Below are 19,898 nucleotides of genomic sequence, written 5' to 3' on the forward strand. Positions count from 1 at the left end.
ATTACAACGTTATAGTGTAGGTTGTTCGGTAATGGGTCAAAGGTATTGCAGGATGCGCAAAAGGTCAAACTATAATTTCGTTAAAAAATCCCCGCTTCTTTTCCGTAGGTCATTTTTTTCTAAGGAGTTTCCACCCGTTTTATATTTTTAGAAAATTAAAATTTTCACTTATGTATTTAATCCGATTGATTGGCATGTCTTTATTGTCGGTAATGGGCAACACTGGCTGCAATAACGCGCCTGCATCTAACCCTGCCGATAGTACGAAAACCTCGGCTGCTGAAGCTCCGGCAGCAGCAACAACCGTTAAATTACAGCTAGTAACCGACCATTTTATTTCACCGGTAGCCATGGCTACGCCGGGCGACGGTTCTAACCGTTTATTTATTTGCCAGAAAGAGGGTAAAGTATGGATCATCGAAAACGGGAAGTTGGTACCTACTCCTTTCCTGGATGTAGCGGCCGACATGGTGAAGATTAATGAAGCATACGATGAACGCGGCCTATTGGGAATCGCCTTCCATCCACAATACAAATCAAACGGTAAGTTCTACGTGTACTACAGTGCACCATCTACCACGAAAGGTAGCAACCACCGTAGCGTAGTAGCGGAATATAAAGTGTCGAACAATAAGAACGTGGCGAACAAAGCCTCCAAACGTGAAGTGTTAACATTCGAGCAGCCGGAATCTAACCACAACGGGGGTGATATTATTTTCGGGAAAGATGGCTACTTGTACATTGCCTCTGGCGATGGCGGTGGAGGTGGCGATAAGCACGGTTCCATCGGTAATGGCCAGAACATGAATACCCTATTAGGGAAAATTTTACGGATTGATGTGAACAGTGGTAGCCCTTACAGTGTTCCATCTAGTAACCCATTTGTTAACCAAGCAAATGTACGGCCCGAAATTTGGGCTTATGGTTTACGTAACCCATGGCGTATATCGTTCGATAAACCTACCGGTAGGCTGTTTACGGGCGATGTAGGTCAAAATCAATACGAAGAAGTAGACATTATCACGAAAGGCGGTAACTACGGCTGGCGTATCATGGAAGGTTACCATGAATTTAACGTGCCGAATGGCGCCGATAAATCCAAGTTAATCGAGCCGATCCACGAGTACGATCACAAAACAGGGATCAGTATCACCGGTGGATATATTTACCGCGGGAAAGCCATTCCTGCCCTTACAGGCAAATACGTTTTCGGCGACTATAACGGTAAAACATGGACGTTAACACAATCCGGCAATAAATGGACACGCGATGACCTCAACTTCCAAAATAAGCCGAATACCAACTTGGCCGTATTGAGCTTCGGTGAAGACGAACAAGGGGAAATTTATGTACTTACAAGCTCTTCCGATAGTAAAGGTTTTAAAGGTGCCGTGTATAAATTGGTACCCGCCACGTGATAATTGCCGTTGGTAGATTTTCGCTTGGTTTTGGACCCATATAACGTATCTTTAATGCCTGGTCTAATTTGAACGCTAGGCACAGGTGGACGGTAATGTTTTGTTAAAAGCAAAACGACCGTGGTACGACCGGGACGAATAATTTAATTTTGAGAAAGCACTTAAGAAGGATGTATATGAGAATGAAACTGAAAGCCATCATACCCATTTTGCTACTCACTGTTTCAGTAGGTGTGTTTGCATTTTCGAGGTTTGGATATAAAATTGACCCGCCCGGTCGATACGAAGCCATCATTCAATTGGTGGGGACGATTTTGAAGGAAGGGCACTACCAACCGAAACCAATCGACGATGCTTTCTCGCAAGCCGTTGCGAAGAAGTATTTGAAGATCTTGGACGTGGAAAAGAAATTCTTCCTACAATCGGATATTGAAAAAATAAACGCTGTTGATAAGCATATCGACAACGAGTTGTTAGATGCAGCTCCATTGGAGTTCTTCGCTACCACCAATGAAATCATCAAGAAGAGAATAGCTGAAGCAGGTGCCCTCTACCCAGAGATTCTTGCGAAGCCATTCGACTTCAACACCAACGAAAAAATTACCTTGGATGTAGATGCGATCAACTTCCCGAAAGATGAAGCCGATCGTAAAGAAGCATGGCGCAAGATGTTGAAATATCGTACGCTGGAGAAATTAACAGAGTTACAAGACATCCAAGAGAAATCGAAAGGTAAAGCCGATTTCAAAGCAAAATCTGATAAAGAACTTGAAGCAGAAGCACGCGAAAAAGTATTGAAAGTATACGATCGCTACTTCGACCGCTTGAAAAATAAAATGAACGACGACGAACGCTTCTCTATGTTCGTAAACGCCATCACTACTACGATGGACCCGCATACCGACTACATGCCACCGGCAGATAAACGCTACTTCCAAGAGCAAATGGCCGGTAAATTCTACGGTATTGGTGCGCAACTGAAAGAAGAAGATGGTCGTATTAAAATCGTAAGCATCGTTACAGGTTCTCCTAGCTGGAAACAAGGCCAATTGAAAGCAGATGATGTGATCCTCAAAGTGGCGCAAGGCGATAAAGAACCAGTTGATATCACCGGTTTTGCGAGTGAAGATGCGGTGAAATTAATCCGTGGAGCACAAGGTACAGAAGTACGCTTAACAGTAAAAAGCACGGATGGTACCGTGAAAACCGTAGCCATTATCCGTGATGAAATTGTGCTCGACGAAACGTTTGCTAAATCTGCCATTATTAATGGTTCGCATAAAATTGGGTATATCTACTTACCGGAATTCTATGCCGATTTCAACGATAGAAACGGTGCTAGCTGTGCGGAAGACATCGAAAAAGAAATCAAGAAATTGAAAGCAGAAAACGTAGATGGTATCATCTTGGATTTACGCTTCAATAGTGGTGGTTCTTTACCAGATGTAGTGAAAATGGCCGGCTTATTCGTACCAGAAGGCCCTGTAGTACAAGTACGTGCCCGTGGTAACGATGTACAAGTATTGCGCGACCGCGATAAGAACGTGCAGTACGATGGTCCTTTAGCTATTATGGTGAACGAATACAGTGCCTCAGCATCTGAAATCTTAGCCGCAGCATTACAAGATTACAAACGTGCCGTTATCATCGGTAGCAATACCTTCGGTAAAGGTTCAGTTCAAAGAATATTGGAATTGGATAACTTCGTGAAAGGTGATTTCGGTGGTAGCTTAGGCGGCTTGAAATTAACTGTACAGAAGTTCTACCGTATCAATGGTGGTTCTACGCAATTAAAAGGTGTAGCACCAGATGTAACGTTGCCAGATCCATACTACGAAACAGGCGAACGTAAAGATCCAGATGCTTTGAAATGGGACGAAATTCCTAAAGCAGGTTACACTACTTGGAATGACCCAGTAGACGTAAACACCCTCCGTAAAAACAGCGAGAAGAGAATGGCCAATAACGAGTCGTTCAAAATCATCAACGACAACATTTCGATGTTGAAGAAATTAGATGAACAAAAAACTTACCCGCTGAACATTACAGCGTTCAAAGCAGAACAAAAATCTAATACAGCCGCGTTAAAGAAATACGATAACGCGAACGATAAAGTAAACCCGTTGAACATGAACGCACTGAAAGTTGACCTCGATAGAATCGCAGGCGACAGTTCAAAACTTGCCCGCAGCAAAGAGTGGGTAAACTTAAGGACAAAAGATCCTTACTTGAACGAAGCAGTGAATGTAATGAACGACCTCATCGGCATTTCATTACCAAAAATGAAAAGCAACAACTTGATGAGCACAAAGAACTAAATTCAACTAGTCAAGATCCGAAACAGAAAAGGGCCACTACATCGTAGCGGCCCTTTCTATTTGTAATAAAGAGGTATTACTTATTTCTTATCAATTACAATATCTACTACGCGCTTCGTTTTCTTCACCTTCATCTTCTCTGGCACATTCATTAAAATCTCCTTTTTGAACGCTTCAATCACCGCTTGTTTAATGAAATAACGGTGTGTTACCAAGCTAATTTCACGTACAGGTTCGGGTGATTTAAAGAAGCGAACGAGGTTCATTTGTTTAGCAGAGAGATCTTGCAACGACAACTCCGGCAAAATAGTGTAGCCTTCGTTGAGTTCTACCATGCGCTTCAGTGTTTCCACGCTGCCGGTGTTGTATTCCAAATTCTTATGTTCGCCCATCATAAACTTATCGTTACAGATGTTCAGCACTTGGTTGCGCATGCAATGGCCTTCATTCAATAACCATACATCTTTGATATCGAGTTCTTCCGGCAGGATGAACTTTTTATCGTGGAGTTTATTGGATTTAGCAGCATATACCACGAAAGATTCGTAGAACATGGGATGCTCTTCCAAGTGTTGATTATATAAAGGAGTAGCTAAAATGCCGCAATCGAGCTGTTCTTGGCGTAACAGTTGAATGATTTGCTCGGTGGAATATTCCCATATTTCGAGCTTTACACGCGGGTATTTCTTCATAAACCCCGTAATAATGCGCGGCAAAAGATAGGGCGCTAATGTAGGAATAATACCAACTTTCAAGTTCCCTTGGACCTCTTTCTTCTGGTCGGCAATGATTTCCTTAATTCTTGCGTTTTCTTTTATGATGATGCGTGCTTGTGCAATCACAGCACTACCAATTTCCGTTGGTACTACAGGTAATTTGCTCCTATCAAACAACTTGGCGCCCAGCTCATCTTCCAGTTTCTGAATTTGCATACTCAGCGTAGGCTGCGTAACAAAGCATTTTTCGGCGGCTGTTACAAAACTTCTGTATGTATCTACCGCCACTATGTATTCGAGTTGTACCGTCGTCATATTCTTTCCTCAATAAATTTTCCGCGTTAAAGGTATTGATAAAACCTATTTAATTCGTTATTTTAATATAGAATTGCAAATTTATGATGCACGATAAGGCCTTAAAAAGTAAATTATTATGGAAGGATGACAATACACCTTATTATTGCCTCCATCTTCCCCCCGCGCTCCACGATCAATTTCAAGGCGAAAACCTTGAAGAGGTACTACCTACCAGTAAAAAGGCGCCTATCGAGTATATCATGCTATTCGTAACCACGTCGGCCGAATTACAGAAGGAATTGCCAAAAGTATTACCCCGACTGGTTCCCAACGCCAAATGCTGGATCGCCTTCCCGAAAAAGACGGCTGGCATTCCCACCGATCTTTCCCGTGAGGAGTCCTGGCAAATTGTTTTACAAATGGAATTTGCTACCGTTGCCAGCATTGCTATTAATGCCGAATGGACGGCCTTAAGAATACGCCCAGCCGGGGAAGTAAACAGCACCCGTAGCAGCGAGCAGCCGGTAGAGGGGATAGATATGAAGAACAGGGTGGTAACACCGCCAAATGATTTGCAAGCAATGTTTACCAAGCAACCCGCCGCGCAACAATTCTTCAACACGCTTTCGTTCACCAATAAGAAAGAGTACGTGGTATGGATAACTTCCGCCAAGAAAGCTGAAACCCGGGAACAAAGGCTGTTGGCTACAATAGATAAATTACTGGCAGGGCGCAAGAACCCTTCCGATAAAGCATAAAAAAAGCGTCTCCACAGTGTGAGACGCTTTTTTGTTATAGTAATAACTTGTAATAAAAAGTATTAGAAAATCCTGTAGCGGTACTTGATTTTATCAACATTCGTGGTTAATTCTTTGATGTTGATAGAAGCTTGGATTTCATTGACTGCTTCCGTTTTCAATTGGCGGAATTCGCCTTGTTTAGCTTCGATAATGCTTTTCTCGGCTAGGCCGTTATCCATCGCTAATTTAAGCGAGTTGTTCACCTTGGCGTAGTACGAGTCGAGCAGGGTAAAATACTCGTTATAGAGGTTTTCGAAGCGTTTTGTTTGCAATACGAGATCTTCCAGCTGGTTATTTACTTCTTTCAAGTTTGGATTTTCGCGGAGTAGGTTCTCGTAATCGATTTTCTTCGTTTTTTGGATCATGTATTTATCTTCTAATTGCTTGAAGAAGTCGACTACATTATCCTTTTTAAACGTTAAGAAGTATTCGTTCAGTGTTTCGGCAATCGTTTTATTACCACGTGGTGGTAAAGGCGATTTCAATACGGTGGCTGCGAATTGGAGTAATTCGTACATGTTATCTTGCAATAAAGCCAATTGGTCTTTATTGAAGTTAAGGCCGAATTCGAACTTCTGGTTCGCATCGTTTAAGGCCGTGTAATAAATGGTGTATTTGTTCAATTCCTTCTCAAAATCTTGCAACGACTTTTGGTTAATTGCTTTATTACTTACGCTTACGCTGTGCAAGAAGTTCATAACAGAACTAGCAATGGCCAATGGCGGTGTAAGGGAAGTAAAGCTTTTGAAGATAGGACTATTAATAATGGACTTGGTTGACTCTACGATTTTACCATCGCGGTCGTTCTTATCCGTTTTACCTTTTAAGATAATTTTCTCTACGAGTTCTACAACGCGGTCGCTCAGTGAGAAGCCGAGTTCTTTACTTTCCGGGTTATTGAGGGAAGTGATAAACACGTCGAGGTTATTCGTCGTTGTACGCGATTTGAGATCTATTATTTTTTTGTTGAGTAAATAATAGGTTTCACTTGCGTTGATAATGTTGTTTTTGATCAATTCGTACTTGGTTGAATTGTCAAAATCGCGGCCCGAGAGTAGCGCTTGGATGGCGGATGCGTTTTGCTTGTCGTTATCAACAATGCGTTGCATTTCGTCCATGATACGTTTGATAGTCGTATCGGCGGATTTAACCGGTGGCGTTTTAATCTCAGGATCTTGCGCTGTAGCCAAATTGGCAATGCCTAGCAATAGGATTAATCCCGCTAAACGTACAAATTTCATGTGTAGCTTAATTTTTACCATAGGTTTTTCTGAACGATGCCAGTACTACAAATATAGGCACCACTTTCCTAATTTGTAAAATACGGATGGTGCAGGTGTAACATGCTTTTAAAACCTCAGTTTCTGAATCATATGCGTAGAAAATATGATGCCAAAAACGAAGCCACAAAGATAAGGTATATAATATCTTGATGAGTGGTAAAATGCTATGAAATTTGCCTTGATTTACGAAGATGAGCCACTGTGCTATGTTTTGAAATGTTAAATTTTACTAATTTGTGTTATAAACGTATTGAAAAACGGGTAAATTGTATTGATGTAGGTGTATTTGCTATACGGGTTTTGCAAGCGGGGAGGCTTAATTATGCTGGCAATAGATAGCTAAACGTAGATGGTTGACATATCAATGAAATGGTATTTCGCAGATTTGCACCTTGGTGCACGTTTTCTCCCGGTTCGTATTCCTGCCCATCTATATATAAAACCAGTATCCAGCGTACTTTCGACACATGTTTATTGTTCAACCCGGTACATGTGTTTACATAAAATTCACATTCCTTTCACAAATCCTTCCTAATACGCTACCATGGCCATTCTTTTAAAATTGATCCCTTTATAGGGGGTAGCTAAGCCTAATAACCTTACTGGGCCTGCATTGTGGGATAGGGGATTTGGGATGAAAAGGGGAAATCCTTGTTGGTGGCTAATTTCGAAGTGGGAAGATTGGGAGAGCGTTTGGAAAAGGAGGTAAATAGTGTATATTAGTGCTTTGCAACAAAATGGCAAGATCGCCGTCCCGGGATTTTGAAATACGGGATCGTATCTTACCTTTGCTTCTCTAAAATGAAAGCCTTTCATGCTTAACAACAAGAAGATAGTAGTAGTACTACCTGCCTACAATGCCGCGTTAACACTTGAGAAAACTTACCGCGAAATCCCTATGGATATCGTAGATGAAGTGGTATTAGTGGACGATGCCAGTAAAGATGATACCGTGGAAGCGGGCAAGAAACTGGGCATTCGCCATATTGTTCGTCACGATAAAAATAAAGGCTACGGCGGCAACCAAAAATCCTGTTACAACAAAGCTTTAGAACTTGGCGCCGACATCGTTATTATGGTGCATCCCGATTACCAATATACGCCTAAACTGATTGGTGCCATGAGCAGCATCATAGCCAATGATGTATATCCTGCTGTTTTTGGTTCCCGCATTTTGGGTAAAGGTGCCCTGAAAGGTGGCATGCCTTTATATAAGTATGTATTCAATAGGATGTTAACTTTCACCCAAAACGTATTAATGGGCCAAAAGCTCAGCGAATACCACACCGGTTACCGTGCATTCTCTGCAGATGTTTTGCGTAGCATTAAATACATGGCAAACGACGATGACTTCGTATTCGACAACGAAATGGCCTCCCAAGTTTGTATGGCCGGTTTCGAAATCGCTGAAGTAACTTGCCCAACAAAATACTTCGAAGAAGCTTCCAGCATTAACTTCAAACGCAGTGTGAAATATGGATTAGGCGTTTTACGCGTATCTATGCAGCACCGTTTGCACATGTGGGGCATCGTGAAGAATAAAATTTACTAATCAATATTATAATATAGTGAGCGTAGGGAACCAGGTAGCATTAGCGCAGAAATTTGTCCGTTACTTTTTTGGAAGAGGAAATCGTCATGATGTACATTCTCCTTTTATCTATCAATTAGCAGATGAAGTATTTAGGGATACCCATCCCAAACCAGCCTATGCCCCGGTTGAAGCGCTGCGTAATCGTTTATTGCACGACAATACGGTGTTGCAAGTAACCGATTTAGGTGCAGGTTCGTTAACAGGTGCGAGTAAAAGTCGTAAGGTCAACGAAATCACCAAGAATGCCGCGAAGCCTGCGAAGTTTGGCCAATTGTTTTTCCGTATGATCCAACAATATAACGTGCGTAACGTGTTGGAACTGGGTACTTCTATGGGGATTTCTACTTCGTATATGGCCAGCGCCAATCCCAATACCACGGTGTATACCATTGAAGGTTGCCCGAACATTGCACAAAAAGCAAAGGAGAATTTCGAATCGGTGGGTTTGAAAAATATCCGCCAGTTCGTGGGGAATTTCGACGATGTACTAGGCGATGTGTTAAAGGAAATGCCGCAGCTCGATTTCGTGTATATCGATGGTAACCACCGCAAGTTACCTACCATCGCGTACTATGAACAATGCCTCGAGAAAGCACATGATAACACCGTGTTTATCTTCGATGATATTCATTGGACCGATGGCATGGAAGAAGCTTGGGAGGTGATTAAAGCGCATCCGCGTACACAAGTAACGGTAGACCTGTTCTTTATCGGCCTTGTTTTCTTACAAACCGATTTCAAAGCAAAGCAACACTATACCTTAAAATATTAATGCAAAACATACGCATATGAAAAGGATGGGGGCTAATTCCATCCTTTTTTTTATTTTAGTCATCGCATACTTTAGAAGTGAAAGCAGATTTATGATGTTTAGATGGATAGGATACCTACTATGTGCAACCGCATTATTTGCCTGCAACACCGCGTCGAACGTTCGCCAGACCGTTATCGTGGATTCGGTGAGTATTGTCGATAATATTCCCGGTTACGATGTAAATCAATACCCTTACGTGTTAACCTTAGCCGATTGGACTTTTCACGAAGATGAATTTGAGTCGTCGTGGGCAGATACACCGTACGTGGGCATTTATAAACAAGGGAAGAAGATGTACCTAGATACAACACGCATCTACGCACATCCAGTACGCGATGAGTTGCGCGACTTTTTCCGAGATGGACATATTAAGTCGGCTTGGCGTGTAACAGCATCGAAGAAGGAGCCTAGCATTGTGTTAATGCCCGTAACGGTCACTATGAAACGGGGCGAAATGGAGTATGTTGATTTAACAGAGGAAGAAACCCAATGCCTGCCGGGAGATAGTGTTCAGTTCATGTTTCACGATAAAAAATACACCCTAAAAGCGCAGCTGATAGCCAAGCAACTCCATGCAGAGCCCAATTACCAGTTAAGTATTCATTACGAAAAAGACGATGAACAACATACGCAAGTATTGATTAACGATTTTACGTACGAAGAATGTAACAGGATTTATTTCGCAGGAGATATCGACAATGATGCGCTTCCCGATTTCCTCATTAATACGAGTAATGTTTTTAATACCACCGTGCTTACATTATACCTCTCATCCGCCGCCGAGGGCAAGGATTTGCTGAAAGTAATGGGCATGTTGTTATCGTCAGTTAACTAAAATAAACCATGAGAAAAGTTCTATGCCTTTTTGCATTGTTGGGTAGTGTAATCGCTTGCAACAATACGAGCCAACCTACCACGCAAGATACTACCAAGCAAAAGGATTCTATTAGTGTTCCCCAAGCCAAAGTGGATGAAGATTCGTTGAACGCTTTTGCTGATAATGCTTATGAGAATAGTTACCCGGGGTTCCATCCCGAGAAATTTCCTTGGCGTATACACCAAGCGGGATCTGTATTTCATGATGGTGAAGTGGATCCGAAAATTAGTAATACTGTGCAGGTAGGGTTGTTCAAAAGAGATGAAAACGATTTCTACTTAGATACCACTTTCGTAACTACCAGCCGTGAATACGACGCGGTATTAGATGAAGATACCACCGCCGCTACAGGCTGGAAAGTAATGGTAACAAAAACAGATGAACCCATTTTGTTGATGCCTTTTGGTAAAAGCGTTAAACCAATTGCCAAAGTAGCCTCTATTCCCATGACAGAAGCAGAAAAGGCTGCCGAAGCTGGTTATACAAAATCCTTCACCTTCTTCAATAAAAAGTATAAGCTCGTTGCCACAGGTGAAAAATTACATGTCGAGGACCACATCGAAACAAGGAATTATAAACTCATGATCGAGTACGAAAAGAATGGTAAACAAGAAAAGCAATTGTTGGTATCCCTCGCGTATTTCGATGATGTACAGCACATAGAAATTCTTTTCGCCGGTGATGTAGATGGTGATGAGTTACCAGATTTTATCATCAATACCTCTTATCATTATAACTTAAGTGCACCTACATTATATCTGTCCAGTGAGGCGAAAGGCAATGATTTGTTGCGTGTAATGGGTGTGCAGGAAATTACAGGGTGTTAGGTTAACAAGCGTCTTCGTTAAATCAATAGTATAGCTAACATAAAATTGCTCCCCTACCTGTCAGTTGGGGAGCAATAAATAGTGAATGGTTTCTCAATAGATAGTAATATAGTCTAAAGACGTTTATTTAATTTTCTTTTGCAGTTTTTCAGCCATTTCTAAATGGTGACGGATTTCTGCCAAATTCTTAGCAAAAGCCGCTTTGATATCCGGATCATTGGCATCTTTCGATTGATCGTCGAATAATTTCACCGCATCTTTATGGGCAGCAACTGCTTTATCGATATATTCTTTATCGAAATTAGATTCAGCTGTTAAATTCGCTACATCTTTTTGTTGACCTTCATCTAGTGCAGCAGGCAAGGTAATACCTTTGCTAGCAGCCAATGCAGCCATTTCTTCATTTAATTTCTTGTGCGCGGTAATCATTGTTTCCGCGAATTTCTTCACTTCTGCGTTTGTAGAACGACTAGTAGCTGCTTCCGACATAGCAATTTCTTCCATGCCGCTAGTAAAAGCAGTTACAACCGCTTTCGCATCTGGTTTAAGCGAGTCGCCAGAGAACTTATCCTTGTTAATGTCTTTTGCATCACCTTCCGTTAAGGCTGTAGCAGTGTCGGACACATTGTTCAAGCTATCTGTTGTAGAAGTGTTGGTGTTGTTATTACATGCTGCTGTAAAAAGGGCGATACAAGTGCTGATAATAGCCAAGCCGCCGAACTTGTTGATGGATAGTTTTTTCATTTGTATCGATTTTTTACTAAGAACACTCAAAATTTTGTGCCATACGATGGAAAGCCTTGCTAGATCGGTACATGGGGAAAAACGAGGTGATGGAGCATTGGGGAATTGATTGCCCAACCTGTAGGAGTGGGGCTATGATCGTGTTTCAGATTATATTATATATTAATATTAGAATATTTAATATATTTGCCTTGAAAACCAGCTTAGAACCCGTTTGTGCCTATGAAACAGCTATTTACCATCCTGTTCATTCTATGCGTATGTGCAGCGAATGCCCAAACCCGGCGCTCGATGAGTGCTAAACCGGGCGAGCCTTCCATATTTGATAAAATGGTGGATAATGCGCAATGGCTTTGTGTATACGACGATATTGCGTGGCAGATGGGAAACCTAGCAGGCTCGTTATCGAATACGGAGGCCGAGAAAATTGGCCGCGAATGGTTTGTTTACAAGGATGTCGACAGCCTGTGGCATGCAGCCTTCGGCAGGTTTAAAGAAGGGAAATACAACTTAGCGCAACATTATGTGCAAGATGAAGATGGGAATATTGATGTAGTATGTGCATCGCCCGATTCAGCTATGCTTGTATCTTTCAGTAAGAGTATTAATGCGGCTTATGACCATGCCGGTAAGCAACTGGGGAAATCTTACATTCGTTTCAATAAATTCCTTCGCCGTAATGCCGATAGTACCATTTCAGTTTGGTTATTACCTGCTATACAGCCCGGTGATTTAGCCGTTTACGGGGCGGAATTCTTCTATCAATTCGATGCACATGGGAATGAGCTGGTTAAGAGCAATGAATACTACAAAGGCAGTTGTAAAGGCTTTAAAATTGGTAAAATGAGGGATGTACATCTCGATTATATCGATTTACCCGATGTAACTTTCGGCAGTATATTTTTCGCTTGGCGTCATCGGAATCAATTCTCCGCTATCTATATCAATACTAGCAAAGGCTCTACTTCTCTTACCTTCAACCAACAAAAAGGTTATTACTGGGTAAATGGACCAGTGAAGTTACCACCGCCTACTTTTTAGGTTAGTGAATGTATCAAATATTGATACAAATATTAATTAAAATCGTACTTGTAAATTTTAAGTTCCTGTATCCTCATTTTTCCCGAATTTTATAGGGAAGGGCTTTATCATGGCCTTCTTTCACTATAAAAATCAGCTGCGTTATGCAAAAAACGAAGGTACAATTTCTAGGACATGCCTCTTTTAAGATCACCACACCAGGTGGGAAAAGCGTTTATATTGATCCATGGTTTACCAACAACCCTGTAATACCGGAAGCGCTCAAGAACCCGGCAGCAATGGATCTCATTCTTGTTACCCACGGTCACCGCGACCACAAAGATGTAAATCTCCCCGCCATTGCAAAAAAGTACAATAGCACCATTATTGCCCACCCTATCGTACGTTTTCGCCTACTCGAAGAAGGTGTACCGGCTTCGCAATTCGAAATGCTCAACTTAGGAGGATCATTTGAATACATGGAAATGACTATCACTATGGTAAATGCATTCCACGTATCTCAAATTAATATTACGGAAGAGCAAATTGGGTACGAGCATCACCCGGTAGGGTTTATCGTAAAATGCTCGGACGGGGTAAGTATTTACTTCGCAGGCGATACATGCGTGTTTGGCGATATGAAGTTAATTCATGACATCTACCAATTCCAAATCGCCGCGTTGCCAATAGGCGACCGCTTTACCATGGGCCCGCTAGAAGCAGCACACGCTACGCGTATTATGAACGTAAAACATGTGATTCCATTCCATTACGGTACCATGCCTTACTTTACAGGTACACCGGGGAAATTCATCGAACTCACGAAAAATATTCAAGGTCTACAAGTACACGTGATGCAACCCGGCGACGAATGGGAGATTGATGTGACGGCTCTATAATTATTGTGCACAATACTTTGCCACAATTTGCACCAACAACGATGCTACAAATGTACCTACCAGCAAGTAATACATAAGGTAATTACCCCGGCGGTTCACTGGTTGATGTACATGTTTATAAAGTTTACGTTTGTTTTGATGGATATTCATAACACTTGGTTTATGTTTCATACACCAATAAAATGCCGGGACTATTAAAACCAATTGAAGTACTTGCTACTAGTGCGTTTGCATAATTGGCATAGTAAAAGATATTAAAAAAACCATGCAAGAATTGCATGGTTTTTTTAATAATGGCAAACAAAAAGGGAAAGTCTTGTAGGACTTTCCCTTTACCAATCAGCACTAGATTTGATATGTTAACTTCTTTATTGTTGAATCGCAACCATCGATGCTTTAGCAGCAGAAATGGTGGCTTCAATATCTTCTGTTGTAATGGCGTTGCTTACGAACCAAGTTTCGAAAGCAGATGGTGGTAAATACACGCCACGTTCTAGCATTGCATGGAAGAAACGTTTGAACAATTCGTTGTTAGCGCTAGAAGCAGATGAGAAATCGGTGATAGGGTATTCAGTAAAGTGAACACTCATCATAGAACTCATTTGATTGATGCGGTGTACAACGCCGGCTGCGCCTAATGCTTCTTTTAGGCCGGTTACGAGTTGGTTTGTTTTTTCTTCTAATTGGGTGTAGATCTGTGGATGGTCGTTCAATGTTTTTAACATTGTATAACCGGCGATCATTGCAATAGGGTTACCGCTTAATGTACCAGCTTGGTAAACCTTACCTGCCGGCGCAATGTGCTCCATGATTTCTTTCTTACCGGCGAAAGCACCTACTGGCATACCGCCACCAATGATTTTACCGAAAGTAACCAAGTCGGCTTTAATGTTCAATAACTCCTGTGCACCACCTTTCGCTAAACGGAAGCCTGTCATTACCTCGTCCAAAATGAAAACAATACCGTTCTCATCACAGATTTTACGCAAGCCTTCTAAGAAGCCTGGTTGAGGTAAAATACAGCCCATATTGCCCGCTACGGGTTCAATAATAATCGCTGCAATTTGATCTTTATTATCGGCTACCAATTGCTCTACAGCCAACAAGTTGTTGTAAGGCGCTGTAAGTGTATCATCTGCAACAGATGCCGTAACACCTGGTACTGTTTGAATACCTAACGTAGCAACACCGCTACCGGCACTTACTAAGAACGAATCGGCATGACCGTGGTAACAACCTTCGAATTTGATGAATTTATTTCTGCCGGTATAGCCACGTGCTAAGCGCAGGGCGCTCATACATGCTTCGGTACCGGAGTTTACCATGCGCACCATCTCGATGTTAGGCACCATGCTAACGATCAATTCTGCTACTTTGATTTCTAATTCTGTCGGCGCACCGAAAGAAGTGGAGTAGGTAGCGTATTCTTGGATGGCTTTTACTACTGGTTCGTAGGCATGGCCGAGCACCATAGGGCCCCAAGAGTTGATGTAATCGATATACCTATTACCGTCCACATCGTACATATAAGCTCCTTTAGCCGATTGCATGAAAATTGGCGTGCCGCCTACGCTTTTGAATGCGCGCACGGGGGAGTTTACGCCACCAGGTATAAACTGGCGGGCCTTGTCGAATAGTGTTTGGCTGTTTGTGAACATGTTCTTTCTTTTTATGAATGATTAACCGTGGATCAATTTAGCTGCATCTTTCGCAAAGTAAGTAGCGATGAGTGATGCACCTGCACGGCGAATACTTGTAAGGCTTTCTATGATTGTTTTTTCTTCGTTTAACCAACCCATTTTAGCGGCAGCTTTCACCATCGCGTATTCACCGCTTACGTGGTAAGCACTGATAGGAACGGTTACGTTATCTTTCAACAATTTGATAATATCTAAGTAAGCCATCGCCGGTTTCACCATCACAATATCTGCACCTTCTTCAATATCCATCATTGTTTCGCGGATTGCTTCAAGGCTATTCGCGTAATCCATTTGGTATGTTTTTTTATCACCAAAGCCTGGTGCAGAATCCAATGCATCGCGGAAAGGACCATAGAAGCAAGAAGCGTATTTCGCGCTATATGCCATAATACCCACTTTCGTGAAGTTGTTTTCTTCCAATGCTTCGCGGATCGCCAGGATTCTACCATCCATCATATCGCTCGGCGCCACAAAATCGGCACCTGCTTCTGCATGGCTCAAACTCATTCTTGCCAATACTTCTACCGTAGCATCATTCACAATTTCTGTGCCTTCTACGATACCGTCATGACCAAATTCAGAGAATGGATCTAATGCTACGTCGGTCATAACAACCATTTCAGGAATGGCGTTTTTGATTGTTTTAATAGCACGTTGCATTAAGCCGTTCGGGTTTACTGCTTCCGTTCCTTTATTATCTTTTAAATTGTCTTCACATTTAATGAACAACAACACGCTTTTAATGCCGAGCGACCACAGCTCTTTCGCTTCAGGAACGAGTAGGTCGAGCGAATACCTGTAATAACCAGGCATCGAGCTAATTTCTTCCTTTACTTGTGTGCCTTCTACAACAAATAGAGGGGCAATAAAGTTAGATGGCGTTAAAATCGTTTCAGCCACCATTGCTCGAATAGCAGGAGTTGTTCTTAAAATCCTATTTCTTCTAATCATCATCGCTCATCAATTTTAAAAAATGAATAAAATAATTGTTATGCGTTCACCCAATCACGCGGTTTTAAAAACTCTTCCAATTGTGCTTCCGCGCTGCCAGGGATGGTATGATAATCATATTCCCAGCGTGCCATGGGTGGTAAACTCATTAATATTGATTCCGTTCTGCCGTTAGTTTTAAGCCCGAACAAAGTACCACGATCGTGGATTAAGTTGAACTCAACGTAACGACCTCTCCTGTAATACTGCCATTGCACGTGCTTGTCGGTATAAGCCTTATCTTTTGTTTTTTCAACAATAGGCAAATAAGCAGCGAGAAATGCTTCACCATTGGCAATAGAGAAGGCGAGGAGATCTTCTGCTGAACGGGTTGCTGTAGCGCGTTGGTAATCGTAGAAAATACCACCAATACCTCGCGCCTCGTTGTTCCTATGTTTGTTCACGAAATACTCATCGCAATGTTGCTTGAACTTGGGATAATATTCCGCGCCAAATTGATCGCATGCTGCTTTAAAAGTAGCATGGAAATGTTTTCCATCAGCTTCGTCTAAGTAATAAGGCGTAAGATCTGCGCCACCACCGAACCAAGCATCTACTTGCTTTCCTTCCATATCGTATAATTCGAAATAACGGAAGTTAGCATGTACAGTAGGTACAAATGGATTCAGCGGGTGAATAACAAGTGAAATACCGCAAGCGAAGAAATTCGCATCAGTTTGTACACCGAATTGTTGCGCCATTGTTAGCGGTAATTTACCGTGCACGATAGATGTATTTACACCACCTTTTTCGAAAACGTTGCCACCGCTAATGACACGGCTTTTTCCGCCCCCGCCGCCTTCACGTTCCCATTTATCTTCACGGAACTTAGCCTTGCCATCGATTTGCTCGAGGCCGGCACAAATTTCGTCTTGTAAACGGTGAATAAAGGCTACAAATTGATCTTTTACTTGCATGGCTAAGGGTGAAATTATTTAGCTGAATATTCTTTTACTGTTTCGATGAACGCTTTCGCATGATCTACTGGCACGTTTGGTAAAATACCATGACCCAAGTTAGCAATATAACGTTGTGTGCCGAAGCCATCAATCATTTGTTTCACCGCATCTTTAATAACAGGAATGGGTGATAATAATTTCGCTGGGTCGAAGTTACCTTGTAATGTAACGTTGTTACCTGCAAATTGACGTGCTAACTGTGGTGTGCAGCACCAATCTACACCCAAACCTGAAGCGCCTGTTGCTGCCATTTCTGGTAAAGCAAACCAAGCTCCTTTTGCAAATACAATTACCGGTGCAAATTCTTTCACCGCTTTCACGATTTGGTCGATGTACGGGAGAGAGAATGTTTTGAAATCTTCTGGGCTTAATAAACCACCCCAAGAATCGAATATTTGAACGCAATCGGCACCTGCTTTGATTTGTTCTTTGAGGTACGCGATGGTGGTATCAGTAATCATTTGCAACAATTGGTGTGCCACTGCAGGTTGTTGGAAACAGAATGCTTTTGCACCATCAAATGTTTTAGAGCCTTTACCTTGTACCATGTAGCAAAGTAAAGTCCACGGAGCACCGGCGAAACCGATTAATGGAACGCGGCCATCCAATGTTTGTTTCGTGAGTTTCAATGCATCGAATACATATTGTAATGTTTCGTTTACATCGGGTACTTTCACACGTTTTAAGTCTTCGATTGTTTTAATTGGATCTGGAAGAATAGGACCGATTTTTTCTACCAATTGTACTTCGAGGCCCATGGCTTGTGGAACCACCAAGATGTCAGAGAAAATAATAGCAGCATCAACACCTACTTGGTCTACCGGCATTACTGTAATTTCAGTTGCCAATGCTGGCGTTTGACAGCGTTCGAAGAAGGAGTATTTATCGCGCAATTTGATGTAATCAGGTAAGAAACGGCCCGCTTGTCGCATCATCCATACCGGTACACGTTCAGTTTGTTGGCCGGTTAAAGCTCTTAGCAATAAATCATTTTTAAGTGCGCTCATGCTTCTCTATTGTTTTTTAAGAAATTGAAGATAGTTTCGATCATCTTACCGGCCGAAGGTTCTTCGGCGATAAGCACAGTGTTAGTTGTAAATTCTTGTATGGCGTTAGCTGTAGTGTGGCCAATGGCTACACAGGCTATTGTGTTGTTGATATTGTTTGTGCTGAAGAAGCTTTTTACAGCGCTAGGACTATAGAATAATATGCCCTGGTATTTGCTACTGTCGATTGTTTGTGGTGTAGCATTGTTATTGTAAATCACCAGTTCTTCCAATGCAATCCCGTTACTCCGAAGAATCGTGGGAAGCTCTTTCCGCCTAATGTTGCCGCAAAAGAAAGCCACTTGTTGTAAACCGGGAACGGTTAACATGTTGTTGGCTAGTTCTTCGCCTGTTGGCGCGGTGGTGATAATGTTACAACCCGGCAATAATTCCGTTACAGCTTGTTGTGTGCCTACTTGCAAGCAATGCACTTGCCAGCGTGGCGATAAGCCCAAAGGCTGTAAATATTCTTCATACAAAGCTTTTACGGCGTTGGCGCTTGTAAAAGCTACGGTAGCCGGTTCGGTCGCCAATACTGCTATACGTTCTTGCAGTTTGGGATCTATAACGGCTTCTATATCAATAAATGGAACGCAATCGATATGCATACCTTCCGCTTCCGCGTTCGCAACCAGTGCGAGCGGCAATGGTTTTGTGCTGAGTATGCTGAAACTATTGCTTTGCATTTTTGATGGCTGTGATAATGTCGTCGCCGCCCATATCGATGATTTCTTGTGCTGCATCGATGCCTACGGAAGCGGCTGCTGCTAATGGTACACGTTTTTCTACTTCGAGGGATTTAGTACCGTCGAGGCTACAAAGGCTACCTTCGAAGTGGAGTTGATCGTCGATGATTTGTGCATATGCGCTGATGGGGGTTGTACAACCACCCATTAATGCACGTAAAAAGTCGCGTTCGATGCGTGTACACAAGGCTGTTGCAAGGTGGTTTAACGGCGTGCAAGCTTGTTTTACTTCATCGTCGTGATCCATACAAACCACTACAATCGCTCCTTGCGCAGGGGCCGGTAACATCCAATCCAATTCCACTGAATTTTCCGGGCGAACATTAATACGTTCTAAACCCGCCGTAGCGAAGATAGCAGCATCCCAATTTTCATCGGCTAATTTCTGAAGGCGTGTATTCACGTTGCCACGCAAATTATGCATTTGGTGCAGCGGGAAACGACGAAGCCACTGGGCTTTACGACGAATACTGCTGGTGGCAATGTTGGCGATATATTGCGGAGTTTGTAAAAAGTCGGTGTTGTTTTTGTAAACGAGTAAATCCTTTACAGGGCCACGCTCCAATACGGCAGCTTGTACAATGCCGTTGGGTAGTTGCGTAGGTACATCTTTCATGGAATGTACAGCGATGTCAATTTTACCCGCTAAAAGAGCAATGTCGAGGCTTTTGGTAAAAATACCTTGTACCCCAATTTCGTATAAAGGTGTCACCAGGTCGATGTCACCATCACTTTTAATCGGCACCAATTCAACTGCATAACCTTGTGCTATGAGCAAATCCTTTACGGTGTTAGCTTGCCAAAGGGCAAGTTGACTTTCCCTAGTGCCTATTCTAATCAATTTTTGCAT

Annotated in this window: 19 protein-coding genes; 9 read left to right on the forward strand and 10 right to left on the reverse strand. The window is 42.3% G+C overall.

Annotated elements, in window-relative coordinates; all coding sequences use genetic code 11:
- Positions 1–170 precede the first annotated feature (170 nt).
- A complete protein-coding gene (locus LX64_RS19680) occupies positions 171–1,418 on the forward strand; it encodes a PQQ-dependent sugar dehydrogenase (protein ID WP_111599418.1) in 1,248 nt (415 codons plus the stop codon).
- A 176-nt stretch (positions 1,419–1,594) separates the two neighbouring features.
- On the forward strand, positions 1,595–3,736 hold the full coding sequence (locus tag LX64_RS19685) for a carboxy terminal-processing peptidase (RefSeq protein WP_111599626.1): 2,142 nt from the start codon (positions 1,595–1,597) through the stop codon (positions 3,734–3,736).
- An 80-nt stretch (positions 3,737–3,816) separates the two neighbouring features.
- Here LX64_RS19685 and LX64_RS19690 read toward each other — a convergent pair whose 3' ends face one another.
- On the reverse strand, positions 3,817–4,767 hold the full coding sequence (locus tag LX64_RS19690) for a hydrogen peroxide-inducible genes activator (protein WP_111599419.1): 951 nt from the start codon (positions 4,765–4,767) through the stop codon (positions 3,817–3,819).
- A gap of 83 nt (positions 4,768–4,850) precedes the next feature.
- On the opposite strand from LX64_RS19690, the gene LX64_RS19695 reads away from it, so the two are divergent.
- Entirely contained in the window at positions 4,851–5,507 is a 657-nt protein-coding gene (locus tag LX64_RS19695; RefSeq protein ID WP_111599420.1) for a YdeI/OmpD-associated family protein, read from the forward strand.
- A 62-nt stretch (positions 5,508–5,569) separates the two neighbouring features.
- Here the strand turns inward: LX64_RS19695 and LX64_RS19700 are convergent, their stop codons facing one another.
- Complete coding sequence (locus LX64_RS19700) at positions 5,570–6,790, reverse strand: hypothetical protein (RefSeq protein ID WP_148707397.1); 1,221 nt, start codon at positions 6,788–6,790, stop codon at positions 5,570–5,572.
- A gap of 856 nt (positions 6,791–7,646) precedes the next feature.
- Here LX64_RS19700 and LX64_RS19710 point away from each other — a divergent pair.
- From LX64_RS19710 to LX64_RS19725, 4 genes are all read left to right on the forward strand, one after another.
- The gene (locus tag LX64_RS19710) at positions 7,647–8,384 is read left to right on the forward strand and encodes a glycosyltransferase family 2 protein (RefSeq protein ID WP_111599423.1); all 738 of its coding nucleotides are present in this window, start codon (positions 7,647–7,649) and stop codon (positions 8,382–8,384) included.
- 16 nt (positions 8,385–8,400) lie between these two features.
- Positions 8,401–9,198 carry an O-methyltransferase gene (locus LX64_RS19715; RefSeq protein WP_111599424.1) on the forward strand — a complete coding sequence of 266 codons (798 nt, stop codon included), beginning with the start codon at positions 8,401–8,403 and terminating at the stop codon, positions 9,196–9,198.
- A gap of 91 nt (positions 9,199–9,289) precedes the next feature.
- Positions 9,290–10,075: a hypothetical protein gene (locus LX64_RS19720; RefSeq protein WP_111599425.1), complete on the forward strand. Its 786-nt coding sequence runs from the start codon at positions 9,290–9,292 to the stop codon at positions 10,073–10,075.
- An 8-nt stretch (positions 10,076–10,083) separates the two neighbouring features.
- A complete protein-coding gene (locus LX64_RS19725; protein ID WP_148707398.1) occupies positions 10,084–10,944 on the forward strand; it encodes a hypothetical protein in 861 nt (286 codons plus the stop codon).
- A 123-nt stretch (positions 10,945–11,067) separates the two neighbouring features.
- Here LX64_RS19725 and LX64_RS19730 read toward each other — a convergent pair whose 3' ends face one another.
- Entirely contained in the window at positions 11,068–11,688 is a 621-nt protein-coding gene (locus LX64_RS19730) for a DUF4142 domain-containing protein (RefSeq protein ID WP_111599427.1), read from the reverse strand.
- 222 nt (positions 11,689–11,910) lie between these two features.
- Between LX64_RS19730 and LX64_RS19735 the strand changes: the two genes are divergently transcribed.
- Positions 11,911–12,729 carry a hypothetical protein gene (locus LX64_RS19735; protein WP_111599428.1) on the forward strand — a complete coding sequence of 273 codons (819 nt, stop codon included), beginning with the start codon at positions 11,911–11,913 and terminating at the stop codon, positions 12,727–12,729.
- Between the two features lie 143 nt (positions 12,730–12,872).
- A complete protein-coding gene (locus LX64_RS19740) occupies positions 12,873–13,607 on the forward strand; it encodes a metal-dependent hydrolase (protein WP_111599429.1) in 735 nt (244 codons plus the stop codon).
- Here the strand turns inward: LX64_RS19740 and LX64_RS26085 are convergent, their stop codons facing one another.
- From LX64_RS26085 to hemC, 7 genes are all read right to left on the reverse strand, one after another.
- Positions 13,608–13,757 carry a hypothetical protein gene (locus tag LX64_RS26085; RefSeq protein WP_158538687.1) on the reverse strand — a complete coding sequence of 50 codons (150 nt, stop codon included), beginning with the start codon at positions 13,755–13,757 and terminating at the stop codon, positions 13,608–13,610.
- 218 nt (positions 13,758–13,975) lie between these two features.
- The gene (hemL, locus tag LX64_RS19750) at positions 13,976–15,265 is read right to left on the reverse strand and encodes a glutamate-1-semialdehyde 2,1-aminomutase (RefSeq protein WP_111599431.1); all 1,290 of its coding nucleotides are present in this window, start codon (positions 15,263–15,265) and stop codon (positions 13,976–13,978) included.
- 21 nt (positions 15,266–15,286) lie between these two features.
- Positions 15,287–16,261, reverse strand: coding sequence for a porphobilinogen synthase (gene hemB / locus LX64_RS19755; RefSeq protein ID WP_245952749.1), 975 nt, complete (start codon positions 16,259–16,261; stop codon positions 15,287–15,289).
- A gap of 35 nt (positions 16,262–16,296) precedes the next feature.
- A complete protein-coding gene (gene hemF, locus LX64_RS19760) occupies positions 16,297–17,214 on the reverse strand; it encodes an oxygen-dependent coproporphyrinogen oxidase (protein ID WP_111599433.1) in 918 nt (305 codons plus the stop codon).
- 14 nt (positions 17,215–17,228) lie between these two features.
- A complete protein-coding gene (hemE, locus tag LX64_RS19765; protein WP_111599434.1) occupies positions 17,229–18,263 on the reverse strand; it encodes a uroporphyrinogen decarboxylase in 1,035 nt (344 codons plus the stop codon).
- Positions 18,260–18,988: a uroporphyrinogen-III synthase gene (locus LX64_RS19770; RefSeq protein ID WP_158538688.1), complete on the reverse strand. Its 729-nt coding sequence runs from the start codon at positions 18,986–18,988 to the stop codon at positions 18,260–18,262. Before LX64_RS19770 ends, hemE begins: the two co-directional genes overlap by 4 nt.
- Positions 18,975–19,898: a hydroxymethylbilane synthase gene (gene hemC / locus LX64_RS19775; protein ID WP_111599436.1), complete on the reverse strand. Its 924-nt coding sequence runs from the start codon at positions 19,896–19,898 to the stop codon at positions 18,975–18,977. Before hemC ends, LX64_RS19770 begins: the two co-directional genes overlap by 14 nt.

The sequence above is a fragment of the Chitinophaga skermanii genome (genome assembly GCF_003259335.1).
Lineage (GTDB): Bacteria > Bacteroidota > Bacteroidia > Chitinophagales > Chitinophagaceae > Chitinophaga > Chitinophaga skermanii.

Coding starts and splice junctions, on each gene's coding strand:
- LX64_RS19680 (WP_111599418.1), top strand. CDS start 171: ATGTATTTAATCCGATTGATTGGCATGTCTTTATTGTCGGTAATGGGC.
- LX64_RS19685 (WP_111599626.1), top strand. CDS start 1,595: ATGAGAATGAAACTGAAAGCCATCATACCCATTTTGCTACTCACTGTT.
- LX64_RS19690 (WP_111599419.1), bottom strand. CDS start 4,767: ATGACGACGGTACAACTCGAATACATAGTGGCGGTAGATACATACAGA.
- LX64_RS19695 (WP_111599420.1), top strand. CDS start 4,851: ATGATGCACGATAAGGCCTTAAAAAGTAAATTATTATGGAAGGATGAC.
- LX64_RS19700 (WP_148707397.1), bottom strand. CDS start 6,790: ATGAAATTTGTACGTTTAGCGGGATTAATCCTATTGCTAGGCATTGCC.
- LX64_RS19710 (WP_111599423.1), top strand. CDS start 7,647: ATGCTTAACAACAAGAAGATAGTAGTAGTACTACCTGCCTACAATGCC.
- LX64_RS19720 (WP_111599425.1), top strand. CDS start 9,290: ATGATGTTTAGATGGATAGGATACCTACTATGTGCAACCGCATTATTT.
- LX64_RS19725 (WP_148707398.1), top strand. CDS start 10,084: ATGAGAAAAGTTCTATGCCTTTTTGCATTGTTGGGTAGTGTAATCGCT.
- LX64_RS19730 (WP_111599427.1), bottom strand. CDS start 11,688: ATGAAAAAACTATCCATCAACAAGTTCGGCGGCTTGGCTATTATCAGC.
- LX64_RS19735 (WP_111599428.1), top strand. CDS start 11,911: ATGAAACAGCTATTTACCATCCTGTTCATTCTATGCGTATGTGCAGCG.
- LX64_RS19740 (WP_111599429.1), top strand. CDS start 12,873: ATGCAAAAAACGAAGGTACAATTTCTAGGACATGCCTCTTTTAAGATC.
- LX64_RS26085 (WP_158538687.1), bottom strand. CDS start 13,757: ATGAATATCCATCAAAACAAACGTAAACTTTATAAACATGTACATCAA.
- hemL (WP_111599431.1), bottom strand. CDS start 15,265: ATGTTCACAAACAGCCAAACACTATTCGACAAGGCCCGCCAGTTTATA.
- hemB (WP_245952749.1), bottom strand. CDS start 16,261: ATGATGATTAGAAGAAATAGGATTTTAAGAACAACTCCTGCTATTCGA.
- hemF (WP_111599433.1), bottom strand. CDS start 17,214: ATGCAAGTAAAAGATCAATTTGTAGCCTTTATTCACCGTTTACAAGAC.
- hemE (WP_111599434.1), bottom strand. CDS start 18,263: ATGAGCGCACTTAAAAATGATTTATTGCTAAGAGCTTTAACCGGCCAA.
- LX64_RS19770 (WP_158538688.1), bottom strand. CDS start 18,988: ATGCAAAGCAATAGTTTCAGCATACTCAGCACAAAACCATTGCCGCTC.
- hemC (WP_111599436.1), bottom strand. CDS start 19,898: ATGCAAAAATTGATTAGAATAGGCACTAGGGAAAGTCAACTTGCCCTT.